19 protein-coding genes, 3 tRNA genes and 1 riboswitch are annotated in these 19,564 nt (G+C 56.0%); of the genes, 20 read left to right on the top strand and 2 right to left on the bottom strand.

What is annotated here, in order from left to right; all coding sequences use genetic code 11:
• Positions 1-17 precede the first annotated feature (17 nt).
• From WMO23_RS03400 to rlmH, 6 genes are all read left to right on the top strand, one after another.
• Positions 18-1,205: a pyridoxal phosphate-dependent aminotransferase gene (locus tag WMO23_RS03400; RefSeq protein WP_020310406.1), complete on the top strand. Its 1,188-nt coding sequence runs from the start codon at positions 18-20 to the stop codon at positions 1,203-1,205.
• A 75-nt stretch (positions 1,206-1,280) separates the two neighbouring features.
• A tRNA-Ile gene (locus WMO23_RS03405) sits at positions 1,281-1,357 on the top strand.
• 55 nt (positions 1,358-1,412) lie between these two features.
• Positions 1,413-1,489, top strand: a tRNA-Ile gene (locus WMO23_RS03410).
• 66 nt (positions 1,490-1,555) lie between these two features.
• Positions 1,556-2,494: an MBL fold metallo-hydrolase gene (locus WMO23_RS03415; RefSeq protein ID WP_020310407.1), complete on the top strand. Its 939-nt coding sequence runs from the start codon at positions 1,556-1,558 to the stop codon at positions 2,492-2,494.
• Positions 2,491-3,624 (top strand): S1C family serine protease, encoded by a 1,134-nt coding sequence (locus WMO23_RS03420; protein WP_020310408.1) that lies wholly within the window; start codon positions 2,491-2,493, stop codon positions 3,622-3,624. The genes WMO23_RS03415 and WMO23_RS03420 overlap by 4 nt, the downstream gene beginning before the upstream one ends.
• Positions 3,624-4,103, top strand: a complete 480-nt coding sequence (rlmH, locus tag WMO23_RS03425) for a 23S rRNA (pseudouridine(1915)-N(3))-methyltransferase RlmH (RefSeq protein WP_020310409.1) — start codon at positions 3,624-3,626, stop codon at positions 4,101-4,103. Before WMO23_RS03420 ends, rlmH begins: the two co-directional genes overlap by 1 nt.
• A gap of 290 nt (positions 4,104-4,393) precedes the next feature.
• Here rlmH and WMO23_RS03430 read toward each other — a convergent pair.
• Positions 4,394-4,469, bottom strand: a tRNA-Lys gene (locus WMO23_RS03430).
• Between the two features lie 213 nt (positions 4,470-4,682).
• On the opposite strand from WMO23_RS03430, the gene WMO23_RS03435 reads away from it, so the two are divergent.
• From WMO23_RS03435 to WMO23_RS03445, 3 genes are read left to right on the top strand one after another with little or no spacing between them, the layout of a single operon-like run.
• Positions 4,683-6,146, top strand: a complete 1,464-nt coding sequence (locus tag WMO23_RS03435; protein WP_020310410.1) for a leucyl aminopeptidase — start codon at positions 4,683-4,685, stop codon at positions 6,144-6,146.
• Positions 6,136-6,960: a PHP domain-containing protein gene (locus WMO23_RS03440; RefSeq protein WP_020310411.1), complete on the top strand. Its 825-nt coding sequence runs from the start codon at positions 6,136-6,138 to the stop codon at positions 6,958-6,960. The genes WMO23_RS03435 and WMO23_RS03440 overlap by 11 nt, the downstream gene beginning before the upstream one ends.
• 4 nt (positions 6,961-6,964) lie before the next feature.
• Positions 6,965-7,798 (top strand): Asp23/Gls24 family envelope stress response protein, encoded by an 834-nt coding sequence (locus tag WMO23_RS03445; protein WP_020310412.1) that lies wholly within the window; start codon positions 6,965-6,967, stop codon positions 7,796-7,798.
• On the opposite strand, the gene WMO23_RS03450 is transcribed toward WMO23_RS03445, so the two are convergent.
• A complete protein-coding gene (locus tag WMO23_RS03450) occupies positions 7,795-9,273 on the bottom strand; it encodes a hypothetical protein (RefSeq protein WP_020310413.1) in 1,479 nt (492 codons plus the stop codon). The genes WMO23_RS03445 and WMO23_RS03450 overlap by 4 nt on opposite strands.
• Positions 9,274-9,528: 255 nt before the next feature.
• On the opposite strand from WMO23_RS03450, the gene WMO23_RS03455 reads away from it, so the two are divergent.
• From WMO23_RS03455 to WMO23_RS03505, 11 genes are all read left to right on the top strand, one after another.
• Complete coding sequence (locus tag WMO23_RS03455; protein WP_292108344.1) at positions 9,529-11,079, top strand: acyl CoA:acetate/3-ketoacid CoA transferase; 1,551 nt, start codon at positions 9,529-9,531, stop codon at positions 11,077-11,079.
• Between the two features lie 195 nt (positions 11,080-11,274).
• A riboswitch (ZMP/ZTP riboswitch) is annotated at positions 11,275-11,352 on the top strand.
• Positions 11,353-11,405: 53 nt separating this feature from the next.
• Positions 11,406-12,581, top strand: a complete 1,176-nt coding sequence (locus WMO23_RS03460; protein ID WP_292108345.1) for a phosphoribosylaminoimidazolecarboxamide formyltransferase — start codon at positions 11,406-11,408, stop codon at positions 12,579-12,581.
• Positions 12,582-12,868: 287 nt separating this feature from the next.
• Entirely contained in the window at positions 12,869-14,860 is a 1,992-nt protein-coding gene (locus tag WMO23_RS03465; RefSeq protein WP_292108346.1) for a molybdopterin-containing oxidoreductase family protein, read from the top strand.
• A 198-nt stretch (positions 14,861-15,058) separates the two neighbouring features.
• A complete protein-coding gene (gene ylxM / locus WMO23_RS03470; RefSeq protein WP_071601829.1) occupies positions 15,059-15,388 on the top strand; it encodes a YlxM family DNA-binding protein in 330 nt (109 codons plus the stop codon).
• Positions 15,389-15,401: 13 nt separating this feature from the next.
• The gene (gene ffh / locus WMO23_RS03475) at positions 15,402-16,754 is read left to right on the top strand and encodes a signal recognition particle protein (RefSeq protein ID WP_020723816.1); all 1,353 of its coding nucleotides are present in this window, start codon (positions 15,402-15,404) and stop codon (positions 16,752-16,754) included.
• A gap of 54 nt (positions 16,755-16,808) precedes the next feature.
• Entirely contained in the window at positions 16,809-17,078 is a 270-nt protein-coding gene (gene rpsP / locus WMO23_RS03480; RefSeq protein ID WP_020310421.1) for a 30S ribosomal protein S16, read from the top strand.
• Between the two features lie 15 nt (positions 17,079-17,093).
• A complete protein-coding gene (locus WMO23_RS03485; RefSeq protein ID WP_014015998.1) occupies positions 17,094-17,321 on the top strand; it encodes a KH domain-containing protein in 228 nt (75 codons plus the stop codon).
• A gap of 8 nt (positions 17,322-17,329) precedes the next feature.
• Positions 17,330-17,737: a YlqD family protein gene (locus tag WMO23_RS03490; protein ID WP_020310423.1), complete on the top strand. Its 408-nt coding sequence runs from the start codon at positions 17,330-17,332 to the stop codon at positions 17,735-17,737.
• Positions 17,738-17,743: 6 nt separating this feature from the next.
• Positions 17,744-18,247 carry a ribosome maturation factor RimM gene (gene rimM / locus WMO23_RS03495; protein WP_020310424.1) on the top strand — a complete coding sequence of 168 codons (504 nt, stop codon included), beginning with the start codon at positions 17,744-17,746 and terminating at the stop codon, positions 18,245-18,247.
• Positions 18,244-18,978 carry a tRNA (guanosine(37)-N1)-methyltransferase TrmD gene (trmD, locus tag WMO23_RS03500; protein ID WP_020310425.1) on the top strand — a complete coding sequence of 245 codons (735 nt, stop codon included), beginning with the start codon at positions 18,244-18,246 and terminating at the stop codon, positions 18,976-18,978. The genes rimM and trmD overlap by 4 nt, the downstream gene beginning before the upstream one ends.
• Positions 18,978-19,550, top strand: coding sequence for an RNA methyltransferase (locus WMO23_RS03505; protein ID WP_020310426.1), 573 nt, complete (start codon positions 18,978-18,980; stop codon positions 19,548-19,550). The genes trmD and WMO23_RS03505 overlap by 1 nt, the downstream gene beginning before the upstream one ends.
• Positions 19,551-19,564: the final 14 nt, after the last annotated feature.

Consider the following 19,564-nt stretch of genomic DNA (forward strand, 5'->3'; position numbering starts at 1 on the left):
TAAAAGGAGTTGTTATTATGGCATCAAAAGAAATGTACGCCTTGGGCTCCCAGGCTTCGGTCATCCGTGACCTCTTCGCTTATGGACAGGAACAAGCGGCTATCGTCGGTAAGGAAAATGTCTTCGATTTCAGCATCGGCAATCCGACCGTCCCGGCCCCGGCCTGTGTCAAAGAAGCCATTGAAGACATCTTGGAAACGCGGGAATCCGTGGCCATCCACGGCTATACGGCAGCTTCCGGTGATGCGTCTGTCCGCCAGGGCCTGGCCGATTACATGAACCAGACTTATGACGCCCAGGTACGGGCCGATAATTTCTACATGACCTGCGGGGCTGCAGCTTCGCTGACCATCAGCCTCAAAGCCCTCGTCGAAGGCCCGGATGACAAAATCATCCTCATTGCGCCGTTCTTCCCGGAATATACGGTCTTTGTCCACAATGCCAATGCCAAAGCCGTCGTCCTGCCGCCGGATACGGAACACTTCCAGATTTCTCTGGACGCCCTGGAAAAGGCCATTACACCGCATACACGGGCAATCATCATCAATTCGCCGAATAACCCGTCTGGCGTCGTCTACTCGGCTGATACCTATGAAAAATTGGCGGCCCTGCTGACGCGGAAGTCCCAGGAAATCGGCCATCCTATCTATATCATTTCAGATGAACCGTACCGGGAAATCATTTACGATGGCCTTCCCATCCTCTATGTCCCGAAATTCTACAAAGACACGATCATCTGCTATTCGTACAGTAAATCCCTGAGCCTGCCGGGCGAACGTATCGGCTATGTCCTGGTTCCGGACTGCGCTGCCGATGCCCAGGAAGTCTATACAGCTGTCTGCGGTGCCGCCCGTTCCATGGGCTTTGTCTGCGCACCTCATCTTTTCCAGGACGTCGTCCTCAAATGCCTGGGCCAGACTGGCGACATGAACATTTACGACGAAAACCGCAAGCTCTTATATAATGGTTTAAGAGAAATGGGCTACGACTGCGTCTATCCGAGCGGCGCTTTCTACCTCTTCGTCAAATCGCCTGAAGCCGATGCCAAGGCTTTCTCCGACAAGGCCAAGAAGCTGAATCTGCTCATCGTACCGGCCGACAGCTTTGGCTGCCCTGGCTATGTCCGCGTATCGTACTGCGTCGATCCGGATATGATTAAACGGTCCTTTGCTGCCTTTAAGAAACTGATGGAACAGTATAAGTAAAAAGATGTAAGAAATTGGAAAAATTTCCTTGACACGTCCTGTATCTGTGGTATACTAAACGAGTCGTTAGGAAATGGGCCTATAGCTCAGCTGGTTAGAGCGCACGCCTGATAAGCGTGAGGTCGGTGGTTCAAGTCCACCTAGGCCCACCAATTTTTCACTTGACAATTTCCTGCGGTATGTTATACTAAGCAAGTCCCATGACATGGGCCTATAGCTCAGCTGGTTAGAGCGCACGCCTGATAAGCGTGAGGTCGGTGGTTCGAGTCCACCTAGGCCCACCACACAGACCATCGTTTGGATTATTCCGGAACGATGGTTTTTTTTTTTCAACAGAAGGAGGGAAGACCATGACGGAAAGTGAAAGGCAGCTCCAGGAAATGGCCCTGTCTATCCAGGCGGCCCGGCAGCAGGCCGGGTGCAGGGCGGCCGTCACGGCACCACCGACAGCGGCCGATACGATTCCCAATCTCGGCGGTGAAGCTCGGGCAGGAGACTGCCTGGTCAGCATGCTGGCCAGCGGCAGCAAGGGCAATGCCGCTTATATCCGTTGTGGCAAGACGAATATCCTCATCGATGCCGGCATCAGCTGCCGCCGCATCGAACAGGGATTGAAGCGCTACGGCTGCGCTTTAGGGGACCTCGATGCCGTCTTCATCACCCATGAACATTCGGACCACGTCAACGGCCTGGCGACGCTCCTCAAGCGGACGGACATGCCCGTCTATACGACAGCCGAGACCTGGCAGGCCATAGGCCGGAAAGTGGAAGGCTTCCAGGACCGCTTCGTCCGCCTGACACGCCGCGTCGGCCTGAAGGATATCCAGGTCATTCCCTTTGCCATATCCCACGATGCCGTGCGGCCCGTCGGCTATACGGTCTGCCACGGCGAATCGAAGATCACCCTGGCGACAGATTTAGGCTGTGTCAGCCCTGACGTCGCGGCGGCAGCGGCTTATGCGGACATCCTCATTTTAGAAGCCAATCACGACGAAGGCATGGTCCGCAACGGGCCCTATCCCTATCCGCTCCAGCAGCGCATCCTCGGCCGCTGGGGCCATCTGTCCAACAAGACGGCAGCCGCTTTCCTGGCCGGTCTGCCGACGAAGGGCGTCATGCGGGTCCTCCTGGCACACCGCAGCGAAAAGAATAACACGCCGGCCCTGGCGCTGCACACGATGCGCACTATCCTGTCTCAGGCCGGACGGGTCATCGGCCAGGATATTTTATTGCGGTTGGCCTGCCAGAAGGGCAGCGTCCGCTTCCAGGAAAGGAGTCATGAATTATGATGCAACGCAAACATGTCATTACGGCGGCAGCCGCCGTCGTCCTCATCGCCGTCGGCGTCTTCGGCGGTTTCAAGATCCACGATGCCTTTTTTACGCCGAGCGGTACCTATAACGGGACGGTGAACCAGCTCCAGGAACCGTCGAAATCGGATTCCATTTCCGATGCCCGCAATACGGCCGTCGTCCAGGCTGCCAAGAAAGTCAACCCGGCTGTCGTCGGCATTACGACGAAAGTCTATAACCGCGATATGTTCAACCGCAAAGTCCTGGTCGGTGAAGGCGTCGGCTCTGGCGTCATCTTCGACAAGGCCGGCTATATCGTCACTAATAACCACGTCGTCGGCACGGCCAAGACGGTCATCGTTTCTTTGGCCGATGGCCAGAGTACCGAAGGGACTGTCGTCGGCCGCGATGAAAAGACGGACCTGGCCGTCGTCAAGATCAAGATGGACAACCTGCCCGTCGCTGAATTCGGCGACAGCGATTCCCTCCAGGTCGGCGAACCGGCCATTGCTATCGGCAACCCCCTGGGCCTGGAATTCCAGGGCACAGTCACAGTCGGCGTCATCAGCTCCCTCAATCGGACCATCGGGGCTGAAGGCCAGAGCATGAAGCTCATCCAGACCGACGCAGCCATCAATCCGGGCAATTCTGGCGGCGCCCTCGTCGACGCCGACGGCAAGGTCATCGGTATCAACAGCGCCAAGATTTCCAAGGAAGGCGTCGAAGGCCTGGGCTTTGCCATTCCTATCAACGCAGCCCGTCCGATTTTGCAGGACCTCATCAAGAACGGCAAAGTCGTCCGCCCGTACCTCGGCTTATACGGTCTGGACCAGCAGATGGCAGCCCGTTTCGGCATGAAGCTGAACGTAGCCGGCATCTACGTCTATAAAGTCGCTGCCGGCGGTCCTCTCGACCAGGCAGGCCTCCGCCATGGCGACGTCATCCTGAAACTCGACGGCACGGATGTCAAAGACTTCAGCGCTCTCCAGAGCGTCATGGATAAACACAACGTCGGCGATTCGGTCAGCCTCGACTACACGCGCAACGGCTCGGACCACGAAGTCACCGTCGTCCTCCAGGAAAGCCCGCAGAATGATTCGTCCGACCAGGAAGACGGGACCAACTGATGAAGTACCACGTCATTACCATCGGCAAGATCAAGGAGAAATACCTCACGGCCGGCATCGATGAGTTCTTGAAGCGCCTGCGCCCGTACGGCCAGGTCGAGCTCACCGTCCTGCCCGAAGAGAAGATGCCCGACAACCCGTCGCCGGCCCAGAAGACCCAGGTCCTCGACAGGGAAGGGGAGAAGATGCTGCGCCACGTCCGCCAGGGCTCGCACCTCTTCGCTCTGGACGTGCAGGGCAAGCTCGTGTCGTCTGAAGACCTGGCGGCGTCCTTTGCCAAACTGGCCCTGTACGGCTGCAGCGAAATCTCCTTCATCATCGGCGGCCCCTTCGGCCTGAGCGACCTCGTCCGCCGCAGAGCCGACAGCTGTATCTCCTTTGGCCGCATCACCCTGACCCATCAGATGATACGCCTCCTCTTATTAGAACAAATCTACCGCGCCATCAAAATCGACCGGCACGAACCCTATCATTTGTAAGGGGCTGGCAGCTAGCAGTTAGCCGTTAGCAGCTTGGGCGTCTGGTTTTTACGAACTGCTAACAATGAATAACTTAAACAGGGACTACGCACGAAGACTTATGTCATCATGCGTGGTCCCTGTTGTTTTATAGTTCGTAGGGGTCGCCGCGTGGGCGACCCGTTGGATTTGGATGATTATTCTAGCAAACTGGGCGGTAAATCGTATATATTTCTAGAGCGGGCTCGCCACGTGCGAGCCCCTACAGCTTAAAAAAGGCTTGCCGCACATGCGACAAGCCTTTTTCATTCTGGTGGACCATCAGGGGATCGAACCCTGGACACCCTGATTAAGAGTCAGGTGCTCTGCCAGCTGAGCTAATGGTCCATATTTTGTTGTCCTTCGTACTCGCTGTTTCCTGAGCACATGTAATATAATACACTAAACCTCAGAGAAATGCAAGCGCTTTTTTAAGAAAATTTACAGAATCTTGAATTTCCCCCGATTCTTGATTTTGGCGACACGGCGAATGTATAATGAAAGAAGTGATATTTTACAAAAACTACTCGTTTGTTGATAGATTGAAAGTGAGCGATGTGTATGATTACTTATAATGGCAATGGCGGCATGGACACTGTCGCTGTCGGCCTGAATGAACGGGGGTCGACGCTGCGCCAGCTGCCCGAAGGGGATGTCCAGCTCATCCGGGCCTATGCCGGACAGCACCCGGAGATTTTGCAGCATACGTCCCTTCACGTCTTCCACTGCCTGTCTGACGGCCGGGCCAGGACCTATTTCCTCATCGGCTTGGAAGGGAAGCCCATCCGCTATTCGACGTATGAAGATTTCCGCATGGCCCGGCGCCTCATGGCCGCAGCCATGAAAGAAGGCGTCAGCGAACTGGCTGTCATGGCCGATACCCTGGATATGGACCTGGGGTCCCTCATCGATGGCCTGCTCTACCGTAATTACGAATTCAATCACTATAAACGCCAGGCCAAGAGCCGGACTATCGGGAATATCAATATCCTGACCCACAGCCTGCGCCCGAAGGAATTCAATTCCATGTGCTACATGTATACATCCATCTATGAAGGCATCTACGCGGCGCGGGACCTGGTCAACATGCCGTCCAATGATTTGACGCCGCGCAAGTTTGCCGATATCGTCGGGGCCATGCTCAAAGGCGACAACATCCTCATAGAGAATCTCAATAAATGGGCCCTGGAAAAACGCCATATGGGCGGCATCGTCGCCGTCGGCAAGGGCAGCATGAACCCGCCCCAGCTCCTGTCCATTGCCTACCAGGGCGACCCTAACAGCCGGGAAGTCCTGGGCATCGTCGGCAAGGGCGTCACTTATGACAGCGGCGGCCTGTCCCTCAAGAGCCATGCCAATCTGGAATTCATGAAGGACGACATGGCCGGTGCCGCAGCGGCTGTCGGCGTCATGCGGGCTTTGATGCTGCTCAAATATCCCGTCAACGTCCTGGCCGTCCTCCCGCTGGTCGAAAATATTCCCTCCGGCATGGCTTATCACGTCGACGACATCCTGACCATGTACAACGGCAAGACGGTCGAAGTCAAGAACACCGATGCCGAAGGGCGGCTCATCCTGGCCGATGCCCTGACGTATGCTCAGGAAAAGGGGGCGACGCGTCTCATCGACCTGGCGACTTTGACCGGTGCCTGCGTGACGGCCCTGGGGACCGTGCGGACGGGCATGATCGGCAACGACCAGGAATGGATGAACCGTTTCTTCAGCGCTGCGACGGAAGTTCACGAAAAGATATGGCAGCTGCCGGCTGATGAAGAATATGAAAAGTTCCTGGAAAGCGACGTCGCCGATTTGAAGAACGTCGGCGGCTCCGAAGCGGGAGCCATCACGGCAGGCCTCTTCCTCAAGCAGTTCGTCCACGACGGCACGCCGTGGATCCACTTGGACATCGCCGGCCCGGCCTTCAATGAAAAGGCCGACGAAACGGGCCTCATCGGGGCGACCGGCGTCGGCATCAAATCCATTCTTCACTTATTGCAGGGAGGCGTGGCGTCCCATGATCGTTGATTTACATATGCATACGACTTGTTCAGACGGCGTATATACACCGGAACAACTAACACAGATGGCCGTCGACGCCGGGCTCAGCGTCATGGCTATTTCCGACCACGATACGGTAGCGGCTTATGACGGCAGCCATCGTTTCGCCGCAGGCGTCCGCGTCATCCCGGCTATTGAAATCAGCTCGGAATGTGACGGCGAAGATGTGCACATCCTGGGCTACGGCATCGACACGGCTGACGCCGGCTTGCAGGCTTACTGCGCACAATTCAAGGAACGGCGCTTCAACAGGGCCCTGGAAATCGTCGACCGCTGCCGCAGCTTAGGCTATGACATCAATCGCAGCGGCATCGAAGCGACACTGCGCCAGGGCGGGACTGTCGGCCGGCCCCACATTGCCCGCCTGCTCGTGGCCAAGGGCTATTTCCCCGACGTCAAGACGGTCTTCGATAAACTGCTCTACCGCGGCGGTCCGGCTTACGTCCCTTATCACCGCCGCAGCATCGACGACTGCGTGGCCCTCATCCGCCAGGCCGGCGGTACGGCCATCCTGGCCCATCCGGGCCTGCTCAAGCGGACGCTGGACCAGGTCCTGGCCCATGACTTTGACGGCGTCGAAGTCTATCATCCCAAGAACCGCGGCCGCTATAAAGAATTCTTGAAACTGGCTGAGGACCGCCATGGGTACGTCAGCGGCGGCTCAGATTTCCACGGCACGACAGGCCGTTTCCCCGAAAAGGTCGGCGTCTTTACCGTCGATGCCAAGGCGGTAAAAGCTCTGCTCGACCATGTAGAAGGGAACCTAAAGAAAAGCAGGTGAGATTATGGAGGTTTTCGGTTTTATCGGCGCCAGCGGCACGGGCAAGAGCCATCACGCCCTGGTCGTCGCCTATGACCACGATATCCAGGCCATCATCGACGACGGCCTGCTCATCGACCACAACCGCATCGTCGCCGGCCGGTCGGCCAAAGAAGAGACGAACCGCCTGAAAGCCGTGCGCCGAGCTATCTTCAACAAGCCCGAAGACGCAGCGGCCATGCGGGCGGCGCTGGAGAAGATACATCCCGATAAATTGCTCATCCTGGGCACGTCGAAGCACATGATACACCGCATCTGTGAGTCCCTGCACCTGCCGGAAGCGTCGCAGTTCATCCGCATCGAAGATGTGTCGTGCCCGTCGGAAATCGCCAAGGCCCGGGCCATCCGCATCAAAGAGGGCAAGCACATCATCCCCGTGCCGACGATGGAACTGAAGCCCCATTTCCAGGGCTATCTCCTGGACCCGATCCGTTCCTTCTTCTATGGCCGCAACGGCAAGAAGATATCGCCTTTTGAACGGTCCGTCGTCCGGCCCGTCTTCAGTTATTACGGGAAACTGACCTTTTCCAACGACGTCTTGGAAGCCCTGGTGCGCCATGCCCTGGCCAAGAACGACGGCGTCACCAAGATCAACCGCCTGCGGGTGGCCATCAATTACAACTCGACGCGCAATGGCCTGGCCATCATCCTGTCCCTGACCATCGCCTATGGCCAGAACATCAAGAAGCTCATGAGCCGTATCCGCCGGGACATCCAGCAGGAAGTGGAATACACGACGGGCATGTCCGTCGAGATCCTCAAAATCACGGTCCGTAGCATTTCCCAGCCTGAAGACTAGGCGTCGCCGTTTTCTTCGGTCAGGACCATCATGAGCGGCGTAATCAGGCCCCGCAGGGCGTCGACATTTTCCGCCGAGAAGCCCTTGTACTGAGGAGAATGGCTCAGGCCGTCGAAGAAATCATGCATACAGCCGATGAGCTGGGAATTATTGAGCAAGTAAATGGGCTTGGTCTGGGGCAATATGTGGTGCGTGTTCTTTTTGAAGAAAGCTGACGTGTGATTGCCGTAAAAAGCGAGATTAGAAAAATTCGTATAACTGCTTTCTCCCGATGCCGGGAGGAGAATCCCGTAAGTAATGGCCGGGTTCTGCTTCATCTTTTCGACGATGAGGTTGAGCTGGGCCTTTCTTTCGTCTGGCGTCATCTGGTAGTTCATGTCGGTCAGGTAGAAGCAGCCCGTTTCCAGGTAGCGGATGATGGAATTCTTGGGCATGATGATTTTCATGCGCCCCTGTTCGATGATGCGGTACCAGATGTACTGGATGCGCCGGACCCATTCTTTGGTGGCATTGGGATATTTTCCTTCGTCGATGAGTTGGCACAGCGACGTATAGACTTCGTCGGGGAGGAGGAATTCCAGGCCGTTGGTCAGGAAGAAGAGGTAGTTGTTGGATGTAAAGAAGATGTCGCGGTAGCCGAATTTTTCCATGCCCAGGGACTGGCGGGGCTCCATGAGGACGGGCTGGACCATCATGTAGGCGCAGCACTTCTTATAGATTTCCCGGACCTGGGCCGGGTCGGTGATGGTCAGGCACATGTCGATGTAGTCGTCGCCGTCGACGTAGTAGAGGTAGGCAAAGGCGTCTTTGAGGACGATGATGTTGCGGTACGATTCGTGGTCGATTTCGTGCATGGTGAAATTATAGGTCAATAAGTGGTCCAGACACTGATAGAGGCTGCTGGCGGCCTGGGGCATATGATCGGCAAAGACGTCCATCTTCAGGCCTAAGTGGACGTCGCAGGACCAGCGGTCGTTGTGACATTCTTCCAGGAGCTGCCAGATGCCGTTCTGGTCGAGGACGTGGAACTGGCCGGTCATGACCAGCATTCCCTGGGACTGGAGGCCTTCCAGGTATTGGTGGAGCAGCTGGCACAGGGCCGTGTGGCAGTCAGCGCGGCCGGCGTAGAAATGGATGGCCTGGTCGCGGCTTTCACTTTTCCCCTTCCTGGTCTGGGCCTGGCGGTAGGCACGGCTTAGCAGGTCGTAGAGATGGAAGGCCAGATCCTGGCCGTCGTCGGCAAAGGAGAAGATGCGCTTCAGGTCCCCTTCCTGGTGCTGTTTCTGGGCCGTGTTGGCAAAGAAGCGGGCCATGTCCTCGTGGATGCGGTCGGCATGGCGTGAAGCCGGCAGGCGGGCGCCGTTGACCCATTTGCTGATGTAGGACATGTCGTAGTCGATGGCCTGGGATAAGGTCGTATATTTCGTCTCTGTATATTGCAGCAGCTGCTTGAGGACTTCTGCATAAGGATTCATGAACAGGACTCCCTTGATGATAGATTTGAATACGTGTATATTCCTTATATTCCTTATATTCATTATATAGCCTGGCCAGGACACCTTCAAGGAAAGGCCTTGTCATATTTGTCATCTTTGAGGCAAGTTTTTCATCTTTTGTCACGGCTTTGTGCGTATTTTTCAAGGGCAAAAGGGGCTATACTAAAGCCAGAAGATGAGAAGAAAAAGAGCTCATCGAAGACAAGTAAGGAAATCTATAAGGAGGAAGTCATCATGGCAAAACTGATTACAGCAGAAAATGCAGCATCGCTTATTAAAGATCGTTCGACTATCGCCGTTTGTGGTTTTGCACAGTGTGCATTGCCGGAAGAAGTATTGCAGGCCCTGGAAGACCGCTTTACCAAGACCGGATATCCGCAGCAGCTGACACTGGTCCATACGGCCGGCATCGGTGACGGTGTGAGCAAGGGTGCCAGCCATTTCGCCCACGAAGGCATGCTGAAACGGGTTATTGCCGGTCATTACAACCTGGCTCCCAAACTGGGGAAACTGGTCATGGACAATAAGGTCGAAGGCTACAACCTGCCGCAGGGCACGATGGCCCAGTGGTTCCGCAGCATTGCCGGCCGCAAACCGGGCCTGTTTACCCGTGTCGGCCTCAATACCTTCGTCGACCCCCGCATCGAAGGCGGGAAATTGAACAGCATCACTAAGGAAGACCTGGTAGAAGTCAAGGAACTGGACGGCGAAGAATATCTCTGGTACAAACCGTTCCCCATCGACGTCGCTATCGTCCACGGGACCTGCGCCGACTTGAATGGCAACGTATCGACGGATAATGAAGAAGTCCGCATGGAACTCCTGCCCATGGCCCTGGCAGCCAAAGCCAGTGGCGGCATGGTCATCGTCCAGGTCGAAACGCTGGCCGAAAACCGGACGATTCCGCCGAAACACGTCGTCCTGCCGGGCATCGACGTCGACTACATCGTCTTGTCCAAGGTCCGTCAGGTCCAGAACCCGGCTTATACCGGTGAAATGCGTATGCCTTTGTCCCAGATTCCGCCGATGGAACTCAATGCCCGCAAGGTTATCGCCCGTCGGGCTGCGATGGAACTCGTTCCCAACGCCGTCGTCAACCTGGGCATCGGGATTCCTGAAGGTGTTTCCAGCGTAGCTAACGAAGAAGGTATCGGCGACCAGCTGACCCTGACCGTCGAAGCCGGGCCTATCGGCGGCGTACCGGCCAGCGGCGCGGACTTTGGCGGTTCGGCCAACGCCGATGCCATCGTCGACCATCCGTATCAGTTCGACTTTTACGATGGCGGTGGCTTGGATATGGCTTTCCTGGGCATGGCAGAATGTAACGCCAAAGGCGACGTCAACGTCAGCAAGTTCAAAGACCGCATCGCCGGCTGCGGCGGCTTCATCAACATCACCCAGAATACGCATAAAGTCGTCTTCTGCGGCACCTTTACGGCCAAGGGCCTGCGCGAAGAAATCCGGGACGGCAAACTGGTCATCACCCATGAAGGGGCTGTCCAGAAATTCATCGATAAGGTCGGCCAGATTACCTTCAGTGCTGAATATGCCCATAAACACAACCAGCAGGTCATGTTCATCACCGAACGCTGTGTCTTCGTCCTCACCGATAAGGGCTTAGTCCTCACGGAAATCGCACCGGGCGTGGATCTGCAAAAGGACATCCTCGACCAGATGGAATTCGTACCGCACATCGCCGAAAATCTGAAGACCATGGATGAACGCCTCTTCCGCGATGAACCCATGGGCCTGGCCCAGGACATCTTTGAACAACAGGCGGGTTAGTGGATAGTGGCACTGTAGGGGGCGCACGTGGGCGCCCCGTTCGGAATTTGGATGTTTCTCCCAGTAAACCGAATGGGAAATGGAAATCACATCATCCTGGAGCGGACGCCCCACGTGGCGCCCCTACAGAAAAAGGGACCGTCCGAAGGGCGGTCCTTTTTCTTGACATCTCCCGTCTGCGGACGGTATAATAAATCTGAAACATGTGACTGACGGAAGTGGAGTTACCACGGGGAGCATGATTCGTACGAGCCGACCGTCTGGGCGAAACGTTCCAGAAGTGTCGGTATTTTTTATTTTTGCTTAACTATTCAGGAGGAATCACCATGAAAGAACTGCAATTAAAATACGGCTGCAATCCCAACCAGTCGTCGGCCCGGGTTTATATGAAAGATGGCAGCGACCTGCCCTTTACGGTCCTCAACGGCCGTCCCGGTTATATTAATTTGCTCGACGCCTTCAACAGCTATCAGCTGGTCAAAGAATTGAAAGAAGCGACAGGCCTTCCGGCAGCGGCTTCCTTCAAGCACGTCAGCCCGGCTGGGGCCGCCGTCGCTACGGACATGAGTGATACCCTGAAAAAGATATACTGGGTCGACGATTTGAAATTGTCCCCCCTGGCTTCGGCCTATGCCTGCGCCCGCGGTGCTGACCGCATGAGCTCGTACGGCGATTTCGTCGCTCTGTCCGACGTCTGCGATGTCGAAACGGCAACGCTCCTCAAGCGGGAAGTCTCGGACGGCGTCATCGCTCCGGGCTACAGCGACGAAGCCTTGGCTATTTTGAAGACCAAGAAGAAGGGGAATTACTGCGTCCTCCAGATAAACCCGGACTACAAGCCGCGCCTCGTCGAATCGAAGGAAGTCTATGGCGTCACTTTTGAACAGGAACGCAATGAAGCCAAGATTACGACGGACCTCTTCAAAAATGTCCCGACGAAGAACAAGAATATCCCGGCAGCAGCTCAGCGCGATTTGATGATCGCCCTCATCACTTTGAAATATACCCAGTCCAATTCGGTCTGCTACGTCAAAGACGGCATGACCATCGGCGTCGGCGCTGGCCAGCAGTCCCGCGTCCACTGCACGCGCCTGGCTGGCAACAAGGCCGATATCTGGTGGCTCCGCCAGAACCCGAAAGTCCTGAACCTGCCTTTCCGCGACGATGTCCGCCGTCCGAACCGCGACAACGCTATCGACGTCTACATCTCCGATGACTACGAAGACGTCCTGGCCGACGGCATCTGGCAGGACTTGTTCACGGAAAAACCGGAACCGCTCACACGGGAAGAAAAGAAAGCCTGGATCGCCCAGCTCCACGGCGTAGCCCTGGGCAGCGATGCCTTCTTCCCCTTTGGCGACAACATTGAACGGGCCCATCGCAGCGGCGTCGACTACATCGCCCAGGCCGGCGGCTCCATCCGCGACGACAATGTCATCGAAACGTGCGATAAATACAACATCGCCATGGCCATGACCGGCCTGCGCCTGTTCCATCATTAAGGCTTCCCCTGGGAAGAAGAAGGACCGCTCGCGGGGTTCCTATGCTCTATAGTTTGTAGGGGCCACGTGGGAGACCTGTTAGGAATTTGGATGATTCTTCTAGCAAACGGGTCGGGAAATCGTACCTATCCCAGAGCGGGCGCCCCACGTGGCGCCCCTACAAGAAAAGGCGCTGTCGCACGAAGGGTTATGCCATCTGCTAACTGCTAACCCCTAACTGCTAACTGCTTAAAAGGAGCTGTCGCGATGCGACAGCTCCTTTTTTCCACGAAACAAGAGGTGATACCATGAAAACCTGTACATCTGTCTGTCCGTATGACTGCCCCGATGCCTGCGGGCTCGTCGTGACGGTCGACGGCGGCCGCGTCGTATCCGTTGCCGGCGACAAGTCCCATCCCTTTACGCGCGGGACGTTGTGCCCGAAGATGGCCCATTATGAGCGGACCGTCCATTCGCCGCGCCGCCTGACGACGCCGCTGAAGCGGATTGGCCCCAAGGGAAGCGGCCAGTTCGCGCCCATTTCCTGGGACCAGGCCCTGGCAGAAATAGCCGGGACCTGGAAGGCCATCATCGCCGAAGCCGGTGCCGAAGCCATCCTGCCCTATTCTTATGCCGGTACCATGGGCATCGTCCAGCACGACGCCCTGCACGGCCTGTTCTATCGTTTGGGTGCTTCGGAACTGGACCGGACCATCTGCGCTCCGGCCAAAGGGCGGGGCTTCAAGGACGTCATGGGCAATACCATGCCGACGGCGCCGCAGGCAGCCCAGGACAGCGACTGCATCTTCCTCTGGAGCATCCATATGCTGGCCACGAATATCCACTTCCACCACGACGTCGAAGCGGCCCGGGCCAAAGGGGCCGTCGTCTGGTGTATCGATGCCTATCGCAACAAGACGGCCGACCTGGCCGACCACTTCATCGCCGTCCGCCCCGGTACGGATGGAGCCCTGGCCCTGGGCATGATGCATGTCCTCGACCGTGACGGCCTGGCTGACGAAGCCTTCCTGGACCGGAACGTCCTCGGCTGGGAGGACTTGAAAAAGAACGTCCTGTCCAAGTATACGCCGGAAAAAACGCAGGGCATCACCGGCGTGCCGGCCGACGTCATCGTCGAATTGGCCCACGCCTACGGCCGGGCCCGGGCGCCGTTCATCCGCCTCGGCAGCGGCCAGTCCCGCTATCGCAACGGCGCCATGACGACGCGCCTCATCACCTGCCTGCCGGCTGTCGTCGGCGCCTGGGGGAAGCAGGGAGCCGGCCTCTTGACTTCGGCGTCGGCGTCGAAAGCCTATGATAAAGAAATCGTCACCCATTCCGATTGGAAACAGCCTGGCAAGCGCGTCGTCAACATGTGCTGCCTGGGCCAGGCACTGACGGGTGACGACCGCATCCGCAGCCTCTTCGTCTATTCGTCCAATCCGGCCTGCACGGCGCCGGACCAGAACCAGGTCCTGAAGGGCCTCTGTCGGGACGATTTATTTACCGTCGTCCACGAACGCTTTATGACCGATACGGCCCGCTATGCCGATATCGTCCTGCCGGCGACGACGTCGCTGGAACACGACGACGCCTATTATTCCTATGGCAACTACACGATCCAGTGCGGCTATGCGGCCATCCCGCCTGTCGGCCAGAGCCGCTCCAACTGGCGCGTCGCCTGTGACCTGGCCCATGCTATGGGTATAGACGATGATTTCTACGATTGCTCAGAACGGGACCTCGTCGAAGCCCTGGCTGCGTCGACGACGAAATGGCCCCTGCCTGTGGATCAGCAGCGCCTTAGTCAGGGCCTGCCGACGCCGCTGCCCATGCCGGACGATTACCAGACGCGATTTGCCACGCCGTCGGGGAAAATCGAGATATACAACGCGGCCCTGACGCCGGCCCTGCCGGACTATCTGCCCCTTGCAGAAGACGACGGCACGCTGGCTTTCGTCAACGGGCCGGACATGCGCATCCTCGATTCGTCCTTCAATGAACGGGACGAACTGACGGCCAGCCATACAATGGACCTCTTCGTCCATCCCGACGATGCGGCCCGCTATGGCCTGCAGGACGGCCAGACCGTGACCTTGGCCAATGAACGGGGCCAGGCCGATTTCACCGTCGTCATCTCTAAACGGACTGTGCCGGGCCAGGTCGTCAGCGAAGGCGTCTGGTGGCGGGAACGGGTCAAAGGGCAGGGAGCCTCAGTCAACGTCCTCACGTCCCAGCGCCTGACCGACGAAGGCGCCGGCAGCACCTTCTACGACGTCCGCGTATCCATCGTACCGTAATAGTTGGTAGTTTGCAGTTTGTAGTTTTTAGCAGACGGGACTAAATTTAAAGCCATCCACGAGGCACGGCCTGCGACCTGCGACCTGCGGCCCGCCCTTTGGGCGGCCCCTACGAACCCCTGACAAGTAAAAATACTTGACAGATAGGCTGCTTTCCGTTATAATACCAAAGTACGCTGTTTGAAAGGCGGTGAAGCCATGCTTGAAGATGTAGTCCGCAAGGGACGGCTTCTCGATTTGTACGGGCCTTTGCTTACGGAGAAACAACGGCGCTGTATGGAAATGTATTTCGATATGGACCTGTCCCTGAGCGAAATCGGGGAGGAACTGCACATTTCCCGCCAAGGTGCCTATGATATGCTCAAGCGCGCTTCCCATTCGCTGGAAAGCTACGAACAGCGCCTTCATCTGCTGGCCCGCTACGATGCGGTCCGGGATAAGATCGATGAAGTAGAGCGGCTTCTCGACCGGGAAGAACCGCAAACCCTTGAAAGAGCGAAACAGCTTTTGCATGAAATAGAGTTATAGAAGGAGGCCCCTTATGCCATTTGAAAGTCTGTCCGAACGATTCCAGGCGGCATTTAAAAAACTCCGCGGCAAAGGGAAGCTTTCTGAAGAGGATGTCAGCGAAGCGCTGAAAGAGATGCGCCGCGCCCTTCTGGAAGCGGACGTCAACTTTGCCGTCACCAAAGATTTCATCAAGAAAGTCAAAGAAAAGGCCGTCGGCGAAGAAGTCTTCGGCAGCCTCAATGCGTCACAGACGGTCATCAAGATCGTCCGCGATGAACTGACGGAACTCCTCGGCGGGACACAGAGCCGGATCACCATTTCTCCCAAGCCACCGACCATCATCATGCTCGTCGGCCTCCAGGGGGCTGGTAAGACGACGACAGCCGCTAAACTGGCCAAGAAGCTGAAGTCCCAGGGCAAGAGCCCGCTCATGGTCGCAGCCGACGTCTACCGTCCAGCGGCTATCACGCAGCTTCAGGTCCTCGGCCAGGAACTGGACATGCCTGTCTATACCGAAGAGGGCAGCAAGAACCCTGTCGCCATTGCTCAGCACGCTATTCCCTATGCGACCAGCCATTTACGCGATGTCGTCATCATCGATACGGCCGGCCGTTTACATATCAATGAAACCCTCATGGACGAACTCATCAACATCAAGAATGAAGTTCATCCCCATGAAATCCTGCTCGTCGTCGACGCCATGACCGGTCAGGATGCCGTTACGGCTGCATCGGCCTTCGATAAAGCCCTCGGCATCGACGGTATCATCATGACCAAGCTCGATGGCGATGCCCGCGGCGGTGCCGCCTTGTCCATCAAGGCCGTCACGGGCAAACCGATTAAGTTCATCGGCGTCAGCGAAAAACTCGACGGCTTGGAAGAATTCCATCCGAACCGCTACGCATCGCGTATCCTCGACTTAGGCGACGTCGAAACGATCATCGAAAAAGCCCAGGCGGCTTTCGATGAAGAATCGATGGAAAACATGAAGAAGACCATGAAAAGTGGTACCTTCACCTTCGATGACTTCCTGTCCCAGCTCCATATGATCAAGAAAATGGGCAATATGGGCAGTCTCCTGAGCCTCATCCCGGGCATCGGGAAATATAAGAAAGAACTCGACAAAGTCGACATGGACGGCAAAGAATTCAAACGAATCGAAGCCATCATCACATCCATGACGGCCCAGGAACGGTCGAGTGCCAATCCGAAAATGCTCATCAAGGACAGCCGCAAGCGCCGTATCGCCAAGGGCAGCGGCACGCGCGTCCAGGATGTCAACCGTCTCATCAAGCAGTTCGCAGAAATGCAGAAGATGATGAAGCAGGCCAAGAAAGCACAGAAGAATAAACGACGGGGTTTCATGCCACGTCTGCCTTTTTAAATGGATTTCCCTTTTTTGTGGAAATAAGATACTATATCAAGGAGGTGATTTTCAATGATTAAAATTCGTTTGGCTCGTTTAGGTGCTAAAAAGAAACCGATCTACCGCGTCGTCGTCGCTGATTCCCGCGATGCTCGTAACAACGGTCGCCCGGTTGCTACGTTGGGCATGTACGATCCGTCCAAAGACATGGACAATCGTCTGACCGTCGATGCTGAAGCAGCTGTAGCATGGCTCGGCAAAGGCGCACAGCCGACAGATACGATCCGTTCTATCTTCAAAAAAGCTGGCATCATGGCTCAGTTTGAAGCATCCAAAAAGTAAGTGAGGCTGGATACTATGGAAGAATTGATTGCATGTATCGCCCGGTCCCTCGTCAAGAACCCGGATGCGGTTACAGTTACCAAGATTCAAAAAAAAGGCCTCGAAGTCTATCAGCTTCATGTCGCACCCGAAGATATGGGTAAAGTCATTGGCAAACAGGGTAAAATTGCGAAAGCATTGCGCCTTGTTGTCAAGGCTGCGGCAGTGAAGGCTAACAAGAAAGTATCAGTGGATATCGTATAGGAGGAACCATGGATCAGATTACATTGCGCGTTCCTGTCGCTGTCAAAGCAAAGGTTACGCAGGCCCTCAAGGATCGTATCCTCAAAGGTGCTGACCAGGCCCTGAGTGACATCGATCGGGAAATGCAGAACCTGGAATTCCAGGCCAAACGCATGATGACCGAACAAGCTAAAATCGATGCACAAGGGTTGATTTCCTTGCGTGCTAAAGTAGAAGAACAGAAACAGCGTCTCGCCGCAGCTAAGGCTAAGGCACAGCACGACAGAGAAGAAGCTGAACAGTTGACAATCGGTTCCGAAATCAGACAAGGCACGCTTGAACAGACTGTCGTTGTCAATGTCGGCGATGATTTAGAAAAATTGATGGGAACGGAAATCCTGCTTGAAGACGGCAAGATCGTTTCTATCCGCCAATAGAATACGATGGCTGAATTAGATCTTTTCACAATCGGTCAAATCGTTGCCCCGCACGGCGTGCGGGGTGATGTTCGTATTTATCCCGATACGGATTTTCCGAAACGATTCCTGAAAATGAAATACGGCTACATTGACGGCAAGAAATATGAAGTAGAATCCGCACGTCTTCATAAGCGGGTCGTCCTCATGAAATTTGTCGGCGTCGATGATCGCAATGCGGCGGAACTGTTGGTCAAAAAAGACCTGCAAGTGCCGCGCGAAGATTTAGTGCCCCTGCAGAAAGGCCAGCACTACATCTACGACATCCTCGGCTCGGCCGTATACGACCTTCAGGGCCATGAACTGGGAAAACTTACAGACGTACTGCGCACGGGCAGCAACGACGTCTATGTCGTCACTGCCGATGACGGCAAGGAAACACTCCTGGCCGCCATTCCCGATGTCATCAAGTCCATTGATGAAAGTGCCAAGAAGATTGTCGTCGATCCGCCGGAGTGGGTGGACGAATGAGAATCGACATTATCTCACTCTTTCCGGAGCTCATCGAAACGTTCTTCCAACACAGCATCATCGGGCGGGCACGGGCAGCCGGCCTGTTGGATCTGGATGTGACCAATCCCCGTAATTTCACGTACGACCGTCATCACATGGTCGATGATACCATCTATGGCGGCGGCTGCGGCATGCTCATGAAGGCAGCGCCCCTCTATGCCGCTGTCGAAGCCGTGCGGCGTCAGGTGCCGCGGCGGCGCATCATCTTCATGGGGCCCGCAGGGCAGACCTTTACGCAGGCCAAGGCACGCGAGCTGGCGACATACGACCAGCTTATTTTATTATGCGGCCATTACGAAGGCGTCGATTACCGCGTCGAACAGGATTTGGCCGATGAGACCATTTCCGTTGGCGACTACGTCCTCACTGGCGGTGAACTGCCGGCTATGACCGTTACCGATGCCGTAGCCCGCATGATTCCCGGAGTCCTCGGCGCAGCTGCCGGGGCCGCTGACGATTCTTTCTATTCGTCGCTCCTGGAGTATCCGCAGTACACCAAGCCTGCCGTCTTTCGCGGCATGGCCGTACCGGAGGTCCTGCGGAACGGCGACCACGCCAAAATCGATGCCTGGCGTCGGGAAGCGTCACTGGCGCGGACTTTGGAATTACGGCCGGACCTTTTGCAGCATTGCGATTTGTCGCCAGCTGACCAAAAGATACTGGCTAAACTGAAAGGGGCGAAGAAATGATGAAATCCCCTTTGTATGTCGGATTGGTTCATTATCCCATATATGATAAGAACTTCAACGTCATTGCCACGGCTATTACCAACTACGATCTGCATGACATTTCGCGGTCGGCCAAGACTTATGGCGTCAAGAAATATTTCATCATCCACCATATTCCGGGGCAGCTCGATATGGTGCATAAAATCATGGATTTCTGGGAAAGCCCGGTGGGCCGCAACTATAACGGCTACCGCACCCAGGCTTTCGATATCGTAGACATCCGCCCGTCCATCGAAGCGGCTGTCGAAGCCGTCACCGCCGCAGAAGGGAAGCGCCCTTACGTCGTCACGACGGACGCGCGGACCTATGCCAACACCATTTCCTATAAGGAGTTGCGGCAGAAGCGGGAAGAAGACGATACGCCGATCCTCCTGCTCTTTGGCACGGGCTACGGGATGACGAAAGAAACGATGGAAAAATTTGATTTCATCCTGGAACCGATTTACGGGGCCGGGGAATATAATCACTTATCTGTCCGTTCGGCAGCAGCTATCATCTTAGATCGCCTGGCCGGCGAAGATTGGTGGAAATAAAGGGAGGCATTTGA

Origin of the sequence: Megasphaera intestinihominis, assembly GCF_040096415.1 — a bacterium.
Lineage (GTDB): Bacteria > Bacillota > Negativicutes > Veillonellales > Megasphaeraceae > Megasphaera > Megasphaera intestinihominis.

What these genes read in the sequence shown, in the direction of transcription:
- rimM (WP_020310424.1), top strand. Translation starts at nt 17,744, where the DNA reads ATGGCTGAATTAGATCTTTTCACAATCGGTCAAATCGTTGCCCCGCAC.
- WMO23_RS03465 (WP_292108346.1), top strand. Translation starts at nt 12,869, where the DNA reads ATGAAAACCTGTACATCTGTCTGTCCGTATGACTGCCCCGATGCCTGC.
- ylxM (WP_071601829.1), top strand. Translation starts at nt 15,059, where the DNA reads ATGCTTGAAGATGTAGTCCGCAAGGGACGGCTTCTCGATTTGTACGGG.
- ffh (WP_020723816.1), top strand. Translation starts at nt 15,402, where the DNA reads ATGCCATTTGAAAGTCTGTCCGAACGATTCCAGGCGGCATTTAAAAAA.
- WMO23_RS03485 (WP_014015998.1), top strand. Translation starts at nt 17,094, where the DNA reads ATGGAAGAATTGATTGCATGTATCGCCCGGTCCCTCGTCAAGAACCCG.
- rlmH (WP_020310409.1), top strand. Translation starts at nt 3,624, where the DNA reads ATGAAGTACCACGTCATTACCATCGGCAAGATCAAGGAGAAATACCTC.
- WMO23_RS03450 (WP_020310413.1), bottom strand. Translation starts at nt 9,273, where the DNA reads ATGAATCCTTATGCAGAAGTCCTCAAGCAGCTGCTGCAATATACAGAG.
- WMO23_RS03445 (WP_020310412.1), top strand. Translation starts at nt 6,965, where the DNA reads ATGGAGGTTTTCGGTTTTATCGGCGCCAGCGGCACGGGCAAGAGCCAT.
- WMO23_RS03435 (WP_020310410.1), top strand. Translation starts at nt 4,683, where the DNA reads ATGATTACTTATAATGGCAATGGCGGCATGGACACTGTCGCTGTCGGC.
- WMO23_RS03455 (WP_292108344.1), top strand. Translation starts at nt 9,529, where the DNA reads ATGGCAAAACTGATTACAGCAGAAAATGCAGCATCGCTTATTAAAGAT.
- rpsP (WP_020310421.1), top strand. Translation starts at nt 16,809, where the DNA reads ATGATTAAAATTCGTTTGGCTCGTTTAGGTGCTAAAAAGAAACCGATC.
- WMO23_RS03400 (WP_020310406.1), top strand. Translation starts at nt 18, where the DNA reads ATGGCATCAAAAGAAATGTACGCCTTGGGCTCCCAGGCTTCGGTCATC.
- WMO23_RS03415 (WP_020310407.1), top strand. Translation starts at nt 1,556, where the DNA reads ATGACGGAAAGTGAAAGGCAGCTCCAGGAAATGGCCCTGTCTATCCAG.
- WMO23_RS03420 (WP_020310408.1), top strand. Translation starts at nt 2,491, where the DNA reads ATGATGCAACGCAAACATGTCATTACGGCGGCAGCCGCCGTCGTCCTC.
- WMO23_RS03440 (WP_020310411.1), top strand. Translation starts at nt 6,136, where the DNA reads ATGATCGTTGATTTACATATGCATACGACTTGTTCAGACGGCGTATAT.
- WMO23_RS03505 (WP_020310426.1), top strand. Translation starts at nt 18,978, where the DNA reads ATGAAATCCCCTTTGTATGTCGGATTGGTTCATTATCCCATATATGAT.
- WMO23_RS03460 (WP_292108345.1), top strand. Translation starts at nt 11,406, where the DNA reads ATGAAAGAACTGCAATTAAAATACGGCTGCAATCCCAACCAGTCGTCG.
- WMO23_RS03490 (WP_020310423.1), top strand. Translation starts at nt 17,330, where the DNA reads ATGGATCAGATTACATTGCGCGTTCCTGTCGCTGTCAAAGCAAAGGTT.
- trmD (WP_020310425.1), top strand. Translation starts at nt 18,244, where the DNA reads ATGAGAATCGACATTATCTCACTCTTTCCGGAGCTCATCGAAACGTTC.